The 15,107-nt window shown below is 37.2% G+C and carries 5 protein-coding genes; all 5 read left to right on the plus strand.

Going from position 1 to position 15,107, the window contains the following annotated elements; genetic code table 11:
- The first annotated feature begins 294 nt into the window (after window positions 1-294).
- The 5 genes from EO118_RS02740 (at window position 295) to EO118_RS02760 (ending at window position 15,107) form a co-directional block, all read left to right on the plus strand.
- Window positions 295-5,433: a TonB-dependent receptor domain-containing protein gene (locus EO118_RS02740; RefSeq protein ID WP_240633519.1), complete on the plus strand. Its 5,139-nt coding sequence runs from the start codon at window positions 295-297 to the stop codon at window positions 5,431-5,433.
- Between the two features lie 412 nt (window positions 5,434-5,845).
- Complete coding sequence (locus EO118_RS02745; protein ID WP_127068523.1) at window positions 5,846-11,080, plus strand: TonB-dependent siderophore receptor; 5,235 nt, start codon at window positions 5,846-5,848, stop codon at window positions 11,078-11,080.
- 436 nt (window positions 11,081-11,516) lie between these two features.
- The gene (locus EO118_RS02750) at window positions 11,517-11,945 is read left to right on the plus strand and encodes a YbaN family protein (protein WP_127068524.1); all 429 of its coding nucleotides are present in this window, start codon (window positions 11,517-11,519) and stop codon (window positions 11,943-11,945) included.
- 366 nt (window positions 11,946-12,311) lie between these two features.
- Complete coding sequence (aroD, locus tag EO118_RS02755) at window positions 12,312-13,067, plus strand: type I 3-dehydroquinate dehydratase (RefSeq protein WP_127068525.1); 756 nt, start codon at window positions 12,312-12,314, stop codon at window positions 13,065-13,067.
- Between the two features lie 576 nt (window positions 13,068-13,643).
- Window positions 13,644-15,107 carry an anthranilate synthase component I family protein gene (locus tag EO118_RS02760; RefSeq protein ID WP_127068526.1) on the plus strand — a complete coding sequence of 488 codons (1,464 nt, stop codon included), beginning with the start codon at window positions 13,644-13,646 and terminating at the stop codon, window positions 15,105-15,107.

The following is a 15,107-nucleotide window of genomic DNA, read 5'->3' on the forward strand; positions in this document are numbered from 1 at the left end:
TAGAATAATAATGGTAGTTATACTACCGCAAAGGCTATAGACTGATAGTATCAGCTATAGCCTTTTTGTGTCGGTTAAAGTAGAAGTTAAATTTTGGGGATTACAAATTAAGATGACAGTAGTGAATACATATAGAATAATGAATAGTGATGAATATCACATAATTTACAGTTCGTAAATCAAATGGAGCATTTGAAAACCATATGGAGTAGAGATGATTCATATTTAGTTGTACAATATAAATGATTAACATTATCATATATATTTGTGTTTATAGGAAGATGGTGGAGTGCTATGCATTATACTAAACCGTATCAGAAACGTATACTTACTGGTGCAGTCATGAGTTGGATGGCTTGTTCTTCGTATCTACTAGGTGGATTAGCACCTGTACAGGCAGAAGGATCTGTATTTGTTACAGCAGATCGTGCACAAGAAGAAGCAAAATATAACTCTCAACAAGTGCAAATCATTACTAAAAAAGATATTGAACAAAAGCAGGCTAAATCTGTGGAAGATATCGTATTTACACAAGCTGGTGTAAGTCGTACAGTGGACAGCATGGGTCGTGTGGGTGTCTCCATTCGTGGTGCCGAACCTCGTCATACATTGATTCTAGTAGATGGGCAGCCGGTTATGGGTGAATTTGCAAAATACCAAGGTCAAGGCGATGAATTGCAACGGCTAGGTACAGAAAATGTAGAACGCATAGAAATTATCCAAGGCGCAGCGAGTGCAAAATATGGATCTGATGCCATTGGTGGTGTAATCAATGTCATCACGAATAAACCAAATAAAAATGCGAATATCCGCATCAATGGTGAAAGTATTCGTTCTCGTGGCGATCAAGGTTTGTTCCCATATAGTAACTTCTTTATGCGTGCTGACTCAGGCCAACAAGGTAAATTACGTGTCAATATTCACGGTAGTAAACGTGATATCGTTCCTGTATATGCTGCAAGAGAAAGAAAAGAAGTACCATTTGGTAATGCTACTGTCAACGAACAATTCCCTAAAAACTCTCTACGGTATTACGGTACAAACTCAAATTTAGGATTATCTGCGATTTATGATGTGAACCAAAATAATTCGTTTACATTCACAACAGACCGGTATAACGAAGATTTAGAACGCTTCGTAAAACGTACTAATTCAGAAGATGAACCACAAGTTCATTACAAACGTGATTTAGATAGAAATAAAAGTAACCTTTCCTATGCAGGACAAGATGAAAAAAGTAATTGGAAGGTTGAATTAAACTATACTCGTACGAAAGAAGATGATGTCACATTAACTAGTGAGTATGGTCGCAGCAATTATGAAGGTAAAAACACATTGAACTATGTAGACAATGTGGATCATAAACAATGGAGCTTTAATGTCACTGGAGATACGCAAGCCAATGAGAATCACTTACTTTCTTATGGTTTTGGGTACACAACTGAAAGCGGTGAAGGTAGCCGTCTAAAAAGTGCTCCTCATACATGGGTACGCAATATCGATCCATGGGATTATGATAAGAGTTTAGCTGTTAAACACGGTAAACCAGATAGTACAATTTATCGCCATTCTTTCAAAGAAAATGAAGAAGGCGTATTACGTTGGGATAAAGAAAAAGAGTGGTATGGTTATGATCATACAGATAAAACAAGTATACCAGAATTTACCTATGAAGATTTCAAAAACTATCTTGACCCAGAAGCAGGATTAGACCCAGCGGCATTCCATGGACTTGTGTATAACTCTGGATATACGCCAAACAATATGGAGTCTCGTAACCCAGAAGCATTGAAACGATTCAAGGCATTCAATGACAAATTGAATGAGATTCCATACAATAAAGAATTGATTGCTAAATATGGTCCTGGACATCAAGGCACTGAAACGATTGATGGTGTAAAGCCGCCAGTTATTAATAAAGATTATTTAGCTCTATTCTATTACATGGAAGATCCATCTTTTAAAATTGTTCGACCTCAATTTAATGGCGGTCATTTCAAAGATGAATACAATAAACGTATTAACCAACAAACGATGGGTAGTGCAAGATTACGGAAACAACATTTCTTCTTGCAAGATACATGGCAAATCAATAAGGACACTCTATTACAACCAATTGTGCGGTTAGATCATAGTGATTTATTTGGTTCTCATATGACTTTCAATATGGGGGTTACTCACAATGTAGGTGGCAATGCACATCGTCGCTTGAAAGCCAATGTGGGCACTAGTTATACAGAGCCAGGTATGGGTGAATTATACTATAACTGGGAAATGTTCGGTCCAACTGTAACAAATGTGGCACCTTTATCTGGTGGTCGTGCTCGATTAGGTTGGTATTGGATTGGTAACCCTACATTGAAACCTGAAACGTCAAAAAATATAGATATTTCCTTTGAAGGAGAAAATAAAAATACCTATATGAAATTGACGGCTTTCCGCAATCAAATTCGTAACTATATGACCATTGCTAATACTGGACATTTAATGGATTTCTATCCATATCTTGATGAAAGTACTTATTTTGGTGCTACAAAATATGCTCATGCACCAGATATGCTCTATACATTCCGCAATATCGGAAAAGCGCGTGTCAATGGTGTTGAACTAGAAGTGAAACAACGATTGAACGACCATGCCAAATTAAAAGTAGGCTATACCTATTTAGATGCCGTAAATAAAACTAATCCAGATATGCCGAAACGCTTGTTGGATAAACCAATGCATAAACTAGATTTAGGATTGGAATTAGAAGATAAGGTTAGTGGCTGGAGTGGCAATATTTGGACGGATTACTATTATGGTATGCTTGATAGTAACTCCGTTGCTGGTGGTGGTAACTATATTACCTCACAAGTGGATCCAAAAAATAATGATAAGTCTATTATCACGTACGAGTTCAATACGAAAAAAACAGCGGATATGTACAAGAAGAAAACCTATGGTATTTGGAATATGATTGTACAGAAAAAAATCGATAAAGATTCCCTTGTGTACTTTGGTATGAACAACCTATTCAATCATCGTGATGATGATCGTGCTCTACAAGGACGTCAGTTCCGATTTGGTATGAACTTAAAATTTGGCTCCGATGGTTCTAGTACTTCTAAACATACTGATGCTAAGGCTTTAGCAATGAATGGAACAACTCCTATCACGGGGCAAGCTGTATCGAAAACTCAAGAAGCTCTAACGCCGTCAGTATTAGAATCTCAATTTGACCAACATCGAGAAAAAGGTGTTACTGTAGTGGGAGATATCCGCTTTGGTGGTGATAGTCATTTAGGTAGTGATCGACCAGCGAACCGTGTGACAGCAGTCAGCTCGATTAGTGATGGAGCATTGAAAAACTTACAAGATAAAAATGAACATGGTTTCCATAGTCGCTTACGCTTAGGTGTTGATGCTCGTATGGGCGATCATACGAATGTAAAAGTAGTCGCTACAGCACAAGGTCAAGAAGGTGTCGATGCATCGCATGTCACAACAGGGCCTAAAGGACTTTCTCATAGTCGTTTGGAAACATTAGATGTCACTGATCATCATGCTAAATGGGACTTTAGTGTCGGTCGATTGACTGAGAAATTTGGTATGACTGGCTATTGGTTTAATAAGGAATTTGATGGACTACGCAGTGTTTGGACTAGTGATAAAGACCAATTGCGTATTGGTTATGGTGACTTCCGTCATAGTACAGGTATTGAAGATTCTGCATATACTCATGCAATTTTCACTAAATTCAAACGACCTCCAACTGTTGATGAATTAGTAGGTACAACCTTCGATTATACGGGTCTTTCTGAAGAAGAAAAAAAATTAGTAGGTGGTGCAAAAGTTGAAAAAGTGGTGAAAGATGCACCAAATACAATTAATTTCTATCAACAGTTAAAAGCTTTACAAGGGGATTACAAATCACTAAGTGACAAAAAAGAAGAGTTTGCTAGTGATCTTGCTACCTTAAAAGACGAAATGGACAATGAATACATTGCCGACACGCCTGAAAAGAAAGCGCAATACAAAAAAGATATTGATGCAAAAACAAAAGAACTTGAAGAAGTTACTAGTAAACTAGATGCCAATATCGAGGCCCAATATGATGTAGTATCTCGTATGCAAGAGATTGCCTTAAAAGCATATGGACATGATAAAGGCTTTAAGAAATATAATGTAGCTAAAAAGGCGGATGAAGAAATTACGGTTCCGATTAAGTTGCCGGATATTGAATTTAGATATACTGGTACATCCATTCATCATGACGAAGATGAGGATGCAGATTATGAAGATCCAGTGGATTCTAACACATTTTATACAAAACCTAAGGCCAACCCAAGCGGTGCAAACCTAGATAATCCACTATTTAAATTGAAAATTTCTGATTCGGCTGTAATGGGTAAAGATAGAAAAGAATATCTCAAAAAATGGTTTGAATCCAATAAAGAAGAAATCATTAAGGCCTACAAAGAACGAGCAATGGAAATAGCTAAAAACTCGGTAGGTGAACATGGTACAGTGAAAGATATTACCTTTAAAGATGAAGATTTAGCTAAAGCTGGTGATGCATTATACGAAATGAACTATTTAAATGTAGGCACACCAGGTGAATCTACGATCTCGAAAACGTATCAATCAGGCATGTATCCATACCTTGTAGCACAGTATTTCAATGAAATAGTAAGTGCTTTAGAGGCTACAGATGGTCATAGTAAATTACCACGAGAAGCATTTATTCCATATACAGGTGCTATTATTCCAGCGGAAGGTATCGTACTACAACGTGATGTAATTCCACCGATTAAACGAGCAGGATACGTACAATTACGCCATATGGTAGGTAAACAATTAGGCCTTACTGCGTGGTACTTGCGTTCTATGGGTAATGATACAAACACGGTGCAATTTGCTAGTGGTTTAGGCACTTCTAGTACGACTTTCAAAGGAGTGGCTAATGTAGTCGGTATTGGGGCGAAATATTCTACAGGTAATGCAGCTGTATCCATTGACTATGGCCAAAATAGAACTGACTTCGGTCGTTTCATGAATGGACGTACTGTGTATAACTATGTTCCAGGTAGTATTAACTTCACACCAACTGGTCGCGCTATGGGTGGAAATCCAAGCTTCTGGGTAGTGCGTTTTGACATTGGACAATCTGATTACAAACGAGCAGGAAGTTGGAATGGTTTCATCGATTATAAACGATTTGACCATGGTTCCTTCTTCGGAGGCAATGGAACAGGCGCAGTACCAGATCGTTACTTAGATGGTATCAGTAGCTTTACTGTAGGTGGTGGTTATGTACCTCGTAAAGATTTCTTACTAGAAGCATTCTACACATTCGATGCGAAAGCTATTGGACAACGTGATACATTGTATGGTGGAGAAAACTTTAAATTAGGTAACTATACGAGAATCCAAGGTACTTATAAATTCTAGTACAAACTAATTTAATATATCCGTAATGTAAGAGATTACTTTTAATGCCTAATGAGTGCGCTAGTACTCATTAGGCATTTTATGTATTGATATCCATGCGCTTATAAAATAGTAAGTAGGATAATATTCCTTAGTGAATCACCTTAAAAGAGTGTCTACTGGTTAAACCTATATGGGGAAGGCTTATAGGTATACTCTGTAGTGGAATAGAAATATGTTAATAAACCTAATTTATATGAGGATCATATTATAAAAATGAGAAATATTTGCAAAAAATAACTGAATGGGCTAATTGAAAACGTTTCGGAGTGGATTTGATACATAAATTAGTATAAAATAAAAGTAAAATGATATTTTTTGTCATTTGTGTTATTATTTGTGTTAATTTTTTTGTATGTAGGAGTAGATTGCAATGACGACAAATCGTAGAAAGCAACAAAAATACTTCATGCTATCATGTGCGATTGCTACATGGATAGCGCTACCAGGTTTAATGTATTCTAACTCAGTACAAGCTGAGGGATCTGTATATGTTACAGCTGATAGAGCTCATGAAGAGGCTAAATATAACTCACAACAAGTGAGCATTATTACTAAAAAGGATATTGAACAAAAACAAGCTAAATCAGTAGAAGATATCATTTTCACTGAAAGTGGTGTATCAAAAACTGTGGACTCCATGGGTCGTGTAGGCGTGTCCATTCGTGGTGCAGAAGCCCGTCATACTTTGATTTTAGTAGATGGACAAGCCGTACTAGGCGACTTGGCTAAATTTAGTGGTGCAGCTGATGAAGTTATGCGCTTAGGCACAGAGAACGTAGAACGTATTGAAATCGTACAAGGTTCTGCTAGCGCTAAATATGGTTCTGATGCTATTGGTGGTGTTGTTAATATCATCACTAAAAAAGCGGCTAAAAAACCAACTATCCAAATCAATGGTGAAGGATCTCGTGCAAAAGGTGGAGAAACTGGCTATGGTAATACTAATTTCTTCTTGCGCGCCGATTCTGGACAAATGGGTAAAGTTCGTGTAGCCATCTCTGGTAGTAAACGTGATATTTTACCAGTATATGCTACAAAAGAAAGAAGAGATACAGGTGATAAGTTAGAAGGAGACTTTAAACCTAATGCACTTCGTTTCTACGGTGATACTTCTGATATTGGCTTTAATGGTATTTATGATATCAATAAAGATCATAATATTCAGGTACGTTTAAATCGTTTTACAGAAGACTTACAACGGGATGTTAAAAATAGTACATCACCAATGGAGCCTCAACGTCATTTCAAACGTGATAGTAACCGTAATACCTTAAATATGATCTGGAATGGTCGTGGTGGTGCCAGCGATTGGAAATTAGAATTGAATCATTCTCGCATCAATGAAAATGATGTTTCTTTAATTAACTTTGTTGGTCGTTCCCAATATGAAGGTAAAAACGAATTACGTTATATTGATGATGTAGACCATCGTCAAACAGATATCCGTTTCAATGCAAACTCTGCGATTGGGGATAAACACACCTTAAGTTGGGGTATTGCACAAACTAAAGAAACAGGTTCTGGTAGTCGACTAAAAAGTTCTCCTAATGTAAAAACTCGCTATATTGATCCATGGGATTATGATAAAAATTTATTAGTAGCAGGCGTGGACCGTTTAGAACGTCGACCTGGTGATAATAGTTTACGTGTTTATTCTCATATCCATGATTACAAGTTTAAACCAAGTAAAGATGGTTTACCAATCTGGGATAAAGATTATGAATACTATGGTGCAGAAAAAGAAACTGATATTCCACCGATTACCTATGAATACTTCCGTGACCATAAATTAGATGATCCTGTTAAAACAACAGATCCATCCTCTTGGTACAATAACTTAACAGATTTTGGTGTAGATGATGAACACTGGGCAAAAATTCGTGATTTCAATGATGCATTAAAAAAAGAAAATAATATAAATGGATCATCGGTATATGTGAAATACTTTACCCAAGGGGAATCCTTAGATCCAGCAGAACGCGCTAAAGCACCAAAATATAAAGGTGTTAAGTTCCTAGAAAAATACCGTGAGCGTGAACAACGTATTACTGAAGGCGAAGGTAGTATTAAAAAAAGTAATTACTACTTATCTGATGCATGGCAAGTGAACAAAGATTTATTGGTTCAACCAACGCTTCGTATCGATAAGAGTAGTTTATTTGGAACACATTTCTCTTGGAACTTAGGTGCTACCTATAATGTAAACTCTAATGCTCATCGTCGTTTAAAAGCCAATGTAGGTACTGGATATTCTGAACCAGGTATGGGTGAATTATGGTATAATTGGCAAATGTTTGCATCCAATCCAGTAGCGCAAGGCGTTGCAAAAATGGGATGGTATTGGGCAGGTAATCCAAACTTAAAACCTGAAACATCTAAAAATATCGACATTAGCTTTGAAGGAGAAGGTAAAAATGATTACGCTCGCATTGGCGTTTTCCAAAACCATATTCGTAACTATATGTCCGTATACTTTACAGGAGAATTACAAGACTGGGCACCACAATTATCAAAACAAGATAAATGGATGCAAGCACCAGATTTAATTTATAGCTTTAAAAATATTGGTAAAGCAAAAATTACTGGTTTGCAATTAGAATGGAAACATAAATTTGGTTCTAAATGGAGCACTCGATTCGGGTGGACTCGCTTGCAAGCGTTGAATCAATCTGATTCTACAATGCCTGCGCATTTATTAGATCGTCCAACTAACAAAGTCGATTTCGGTATTACTTATGAAACTAAGAAGTGGAATGCGCAACTGTGGGCAGACTATTATCATAAAATGCTTGATAGTAATACACAAAAAAATCGTTCTAACTACTGGATTAGTGGTATTGATTCTGATAGTGCAATCTATAATGTATCTAATGACTACGAAGAAAAATCATTTGGTACATGGAATGCCATGGTACAACGCAAATTTGGCAACGATTCATTAGTATACTTCGGTGTTAACAACATCTTTGATCATCGTGATGATGACAGAGCAACTCAATCTCGTGTATATCGTTTTGGTGTAAATCTTAAATTCGGAGCAGGTGGAGATAGTAAAGTTCAAGATGCGAAGGTACAAAATTCTACAGTAACAAATGGTATAAATGGTACAACTCCTATTACAAAAGTTCATGTCGATAAAGCTATAGCGACTGTGAATGGCGATGATATGGGACGTGAGCATCAATTCTTAGAAAGACCATTTGATGCCAAGAAAGAAAAAGGAACTGAATTTATTGGCGATTACCGTGCACGTTTAATGGCACATGGTGGTTCTGAACGTCCACAATCCTTGTACACAAGTACTGCATATGTAGGAAATGCTGAATATAATTTAAAAGATCAAAAAGAACATGGGTTAGAACAACGTATTCGTTTTGGTGTAGATGCAAGAATCAATGATACTACTAATGTGAAAGTTCTTGCTAGCGCTAGTGGAAATCACTCTGTAGATACAACTTCTACTGCAGTTCAATCTAAAGGCCTGAATAAACAACGGTTAGAAAATTTAGATGTAACGAATACGAATGGACGTTGGGATTTCTCTATTGGTCGTTTACATGAATCCATGGGCACAACAGGATACTGGTTTAATAAAACATTTGATGGAATTCGTGCTGTGTGGACAGATCAAAGAAGTCAATTCCGCACAGGTATTGGTTCCTTTAAAGCAAGCACTGGTATTACAGACTCTTCCTATAATCACAGTACGTACGCTACATATTTTAGAGCACCAACATTGGATGAATTTATTGGATTAAATAGTCAATTATATAATACGTTCAATGAAGGTATGTATGGAAATGAGTGGAAGACTCCGATTGAGGAAAAGGATGGAAAAAGAGTTCCTCAAAAAGGATCTTTTATGGAAAGATACTTAAATGACTTTAAAGGTAAGAACGAAAATCTATTTTTTGTAGAGCAATTGACCGACTTAGAAAATACAATGTCTAACTTATCAGAAGAAGAACGAGCTGCAAAACGTACTGAGATTGTACAGCGCATGGCTGAGATTGTTGGTAAAGCATATCCAGAATTAGCTAACTCTACTCACTTAGCATATAGAACTGAAAAACCTGGAAAAGTTATAAACATCATGTATGAAGTAGAAGATGCCAATGGCACAAAGGCATACTTAATGTCTCAAATGGATCTTTATTCATCTGGTGGAAAATTTACACCATATACTATTTACAAAGATGAAGCAGAAGCCCGAAAAGCTGTTAAAAAAGAGAAAAACGAAATCTTAAAAGAGTTGTATGGTAAATCATTAGAGTCTGTTAATTCAAAATTTGCCGCAAGTTTAGGAGACCCAACTTTATTAAGCAAGGAATACATTGATAAAAATAAAGCTAAGCTTGAAGAAGGATATAAGGCTGCTGCTGAATGGGCTGCGCGTAAACAATGGATTGAAGATAATGAATATTCTTTAGACTCACGTGATGACAAAATAAAATATATTGATACCTATACTCTTACTGATGACGGATATTATAAGAAAGTATCTTCAAGTGCTCCTGAAGCAAAAAAACTTGATAACCCAATCAAGGAGTACAAATTTAAAAGAGTTGTGAAAATATTTGAAAAAGGAGACTACGTATCTGGTAAAGGCAGTAAAATGAATGATGTTGATATTGCCGAAACATTAAAATCTGCGAATTTTGCTACAACAACCAGTGATTACACCGAAGGCAAAATGCAGTTTTTCCCAGAACTATATTTGAGAGAATTAATTAGAGTATTAAGATCTTCTGAACAAGGAAATACTTTGCCTAGGGCAGCTCTCGAAAAAGTAATTGGAAAACCAATTAAAGTGACTGGATTAAAACTTGAACGTGATACAATACCTGCAATTGATAGAGCTATTTTTGCACAATATAAAACACAAGTTAACCCTCGTTTAGGTTTGCAAGCATGGTTCTTACGATCCTTGAACAATAATGCCCATTCCATTCAAGCAGGTCATGTGAAAACTAAGATGGTAACTCATACAGGTATTACGGGATATAATACAGATTGGGCTGGAGATATCAATCCAGATGATCCTATTTATGGTGATGTAACATCTGAAGTTCCAGACTTTACTAATGATACATATACAAGCAAACGATTGGCTAATATCTTTGCCATCGGTGCACAATATCAAGTCGGTGATAATGCTCTTATCTCCTTAGATTATGGTTTTAACCGCAGTGATTTCGGTCGCTATATGAACGGACATACAAACTTTGATCATGTACGAAATACAGCTGATTTCACAGTAAAAGGTCACTCCATGGGTGGTACACCACACTTCTGGACAGCTCGTCTTGACATTGGTCAATCTGACTATACTAGACCTGGTAGCTGGAATGCCTTCATGGATTACAAATACTTCGCTCATGGTTCCTTCTTCGGTGGTAATGGCACAGGAGCTGTACCTGATCGTTACTTAGATGGTATCCGTAGCTTTACATTGGGTGGTGGCTATGTTCCTCGCAAAGATTTCTTGGTAGAAGCGTTCTACACATTCGATGCAAAAGGTATTGGACAACGTGATACTTTATACGGCGGAGAAAACTTTAAATTAGGTAACTACACTCGTATCCAAGGTACGTACAAGTTCTAAGATAAAGGAATAGAAATCTTATAGATATTGGACTATGCCTGTGTATAACTACATAGGAAGATAGACTGGCATTCAGTACATAATCATATACTATAGAGGATAGTTAACTGTGCAAGTTAGCTATCCTCTATTATCATATGCTCTGTGCACCAGTATGGGAATAGAGGAATGCGATCTATTTATTGGTAAGGATTATTCTCATCGTATTCGAAGTTACATCGGAATGCAAAAAGTAATTCATTTTAAATAAAGATTGCATTTGAATGCAATCTTATGTCAATATATAGAGAAGTTTGCATCCTAATGTATTTTTTGTAATAGCAATGCCTCGTATGAGGGAATCGAAAAAAGGTTGAAAGTATAAGCAAAGAGGATATTCCAACATTTTTAAATATGGAGTAATCTTATTAGAATATATTGTATATAGGGGTGACAAGTGAAAGAAGAAATAACAAAAGAAGTACAAGAATCAACGGGTGTGATTCGTTATATTTGGATTGTATTAGGTGCTATTAGCTTTGGCTTAGGATCTTTAGGGGTTGTATTACCTTTATTGCCAACGGTACCGTTTTATTTATTCGCCGTATTTTGTTTTGCTAGAGGTTCTAAACGATTCCATGAGAAGTTTGTAAACTCTAAGCTTTATGCAAATTACGTAGAGCCGTTTAAAAATAAAAGTGGCATGCCACTGCGCACTAAGATTAATATTTTAGTGTCCGTATCGATTCTGTTGGGCATTGGGGCTTATGGTATGCGCAACATGCCGGTAGCTTTGTATGTTATAGGAGCTGTGTGGATTGGTCATGTGATTGCCCTTGCATTTATTGTGAAAACAGCGCCATCTGATGATAAAGCAGAGCAATAGTTATTTTAGCAGTAGTGCAAGTGTATCATGTTTATGCAGTACTGAATATGATGTGCACATACGGATAGAATATTTGTATTAGCCAAATCATGAATGAATGCTCATCGTGATTTGGCTTTTATTGTATTGTGTTTATGTGGTATAGTAGTAGCAACCATAAAGATGTCTAAGGATAACCTAGTCATTAGGTATATTGATAAAAGTTATTTTACAGGATCTTTAGTTACCATACATAGTGAGTATGACAATCTATTCGTTAAGAATGATTCGACATACTAGATATCATATGATCTGACTGTGAAAATAAATAATGGTAGCACTATATGGATGTGTATATGTTTAGATTATAATTAGGAGCGGAATACTATGAAATCAAAACAACAACAAGACCCTATACAAGGAGATCGATGTGGTATCTGTGTTCCTATTGTAGGGCCGTCGATGGAAGATATACTTTCACAGGTGCAAGAGGCAGCGCAAGCGAAGGTGGACCTTATCGAGTTGCGTCCAGATATGTGGATGAAGGATTCCCATATATCTGAAGAAGAGTACATACCCACAATAGTAAATTTGGTAGAAGAAGTGCATTCTAAATATGAAAAGATGCCTATGTTGTTTACGTGGCGTACCTTAGCTGAGGGCGGAGAAACGTCCTTAAGTAACGAGAATTACGGTAACCTATTACAAGCAATTGTGGATCAAAATGTAGTAGATGCTGTGGATGTGGAATTATTTGCCTATACAGATACAATTGGTCAAATTATAAAAGAAGCACATCATCAAGGGTTACAAACGGTGATGAGTTATCATAATTTTCTAAGTACGCCAAAAGTAAAAAGACTACATATCTATGCAGAGCGTATGATATCAGCAGGAGCCGCAGTGATTAAGTTTGCCTTGATGCCAACAACAAATGAAGATGTACTTTCAGTGTTACAATTTACAAAGGAGTTAAGTGAACGGTATCCACAATTGCCACGGATTACTATGTCTATGGGAAAATTAGGACAGATGACGCGGACCTGTGGACATGTGTTTGGAAACTGTTTGACCTTTGGCACACTGGGACAAGCATCGGCACCTGGACAGGTAGAGGTGGCGGTTTTAAAGCAACTAGTATAAGATATAAGATTAATGAGATAATATAAGGGTTTACAACTACTATATTATGGTATCTACAAGTTATGTTTCTAATGCTAGAAAATGTAAAAAGTAGATATTAGATAAATAGCTTTTAGAGTTAGTATTTCCATATCTATAGGGAGTATCTATAGGTTATACAGGATATTCCTATAAAAAATTATAGAAAATTGTTATTATTCAGTAGACAAATGTATCTTAGTATGATAATATTTGATACATAATTTAATACTCGCCTACGAAACCGATGAGGTGGAGATAAAAATAGAACGTGCACTTCCAGAGAGTGGGGGTAGCTGAGAGCCCCGCAGAACGCAGTCTATTAAATGGACCACCGAGGGTATGGGGAACGGACAATATGTCCTAGTATAGCATAACGTGCCATGAGCGTTAATCGTGAGGGATATGATAGTATCCTGCAAAGGGGAATGCATGCATTCAAACAAGGTGGTACCGCGATTTATATGAATCTTTCTGTACAGTTGTGCAGTTATTTAGCATATGAACTCGTCCTTGACAGTTACGTCTAGGGCGAGTTTTTTTGTTGCAGGAGGACTTATGAAACCATCATTGGAAATAGTAAAAGAATTAGGGCAAGGGTATGACATTGTACCGGTGTATGTGGAATTATTATCGGATATTCGCACACCTATCTCTGTACTGAAAGCATTAAAAAAGGTGAGCGCTCACACATTCTTATTGGAAAGTGCAGACAACACGCATCACTGGGGACGATATTCCTTCTTGGGGTATAATCCATTACTTGAAGTAACATGCAAAAACCATACTATGACGATCAAGGGAGATATGACACGTACTTTCACATGCCATAACCCTGCGGAAGAGATTCGAAATATATTGGAACAATATAAAAGCCCTAGGGTTGAAGAATTACCCACTTTCACAGGTGGATTTGTAGGATACTTTGCCTATGAATACATTCGGTACTTAGAACCTACCTTGGATCAACACATCATTGATACAGATACGAGCATGGTTAACGATGTGGATCTTATGCTCTTTGATAAGGTCATTGCTTTCGACCATTACAAAAATAAAATCTATATCATTGGTCATGTGCGTACAGATGATATAGAGCGTAATTATGAGCGTACCCAATTGGAATTACAAGCCTTAGCTGACCTAGTGAAAGAAGGAGAAGAGGCTCACATCGAGCGAGGTGTATTAGAAAGTGAATTCACCTCGGAGTTTACTTCTGAAGAATACCAAGAGGTAGTACGAAAAACACAATACTACATCACGGAAGGAGATATCTTCCAAGCGGTCGTATCCAACCGTAGAGAGGCGAAGTTTAAAGGAAGTTTACTCAATGCCTATCGTGTACTAAGAACGATGAACCCATCTCCGTATATGTTCTACATGAGTGGTAAATCTGTGGAATTAACGGGGGCTTCTCCAGAAACTTTGGTGAAATTGCAAGATAGAAGCGTCTATACTTTCCCAATTGCGGGCACATTGCCACGGGGTAAGAATGAAGAGGAAGATAGAGCGCAAGAGGCTAAGCTAAGCAAAGATGAAAAAGAATTAGCAGAACATAATATGCTTGTTGATTTAGGACGTAACGACATTGGTAAAGTCTGCGAGTTCGGGTCCGTCCAGGTAGAAGCGTTACATCAACTACAACGGTTCTCTCACGTTATCCATTTAACAAGTACTGTGAGAGGAACATTGCGAGAAGAGTTTGATGCTTTAGATGCTATCGGTGCTACCTTACCGGCAGGCACTTTATCAGGAGCCCCAAAAATTCGTGCGATTCAGATTTTACAAGAATTAGAGAAAAGTCCTCGTGGTGTTTACGGTGGTGCTGTAGGATACTTGGATTTTTCCGGTAACATGGATGTGTGTATTGGCATTCGTATGGCCATGGCAAAAGAGGGAAGGGTCTTTGTTCGTTCCGGCGGTGGCATTGTGCGAGATAGTGTGCCTGTAAATGAGTACAATGAAACCATTCACAAAGCACAATCTATGGTAACAGCTATCACATTGGCACAGGAGGTGTAA

Source organism: Veillonella sp. 3891, assembly GCF_003992315.1.
In the GTDB taxonomy this organism is placed as follows: domain Bacteria; phylum Bacillota; class Negativicutes; order Veillonellales; family Veillonellaceae; genus F0422.

Excerpts from the sequence above, each read along its gene's own strand:
- EO118_RS02740 (WP_240633519.1), top strand. The coding sequence starts at position 295 with ATGCATTATACTAAACCGTATCAGAAACGTATACTTACTGGTGCAGTC.
- EO118_RS02745 (WP_127068523.1), top strand. The coding sequence starts at position 5,846 with ATGACGACAAATCGTAGAAAGCAACAAAAATACTTCATGCTATCATGT.
- aroD (WP_127068525.1), top strand. The coding sequence starts at position 12,312 with ATGAAATCAAAACAACAACAAGACCCTATACAAGGAGATCGATGTGGT.
- EO118_RS02760 (WP_127068526.1), top strand. The coding sequence starts at position 13,644 with ATGAAACCATCATTGGAAATAGTAAAAGAATTAGGGCAAGGGTATGAC.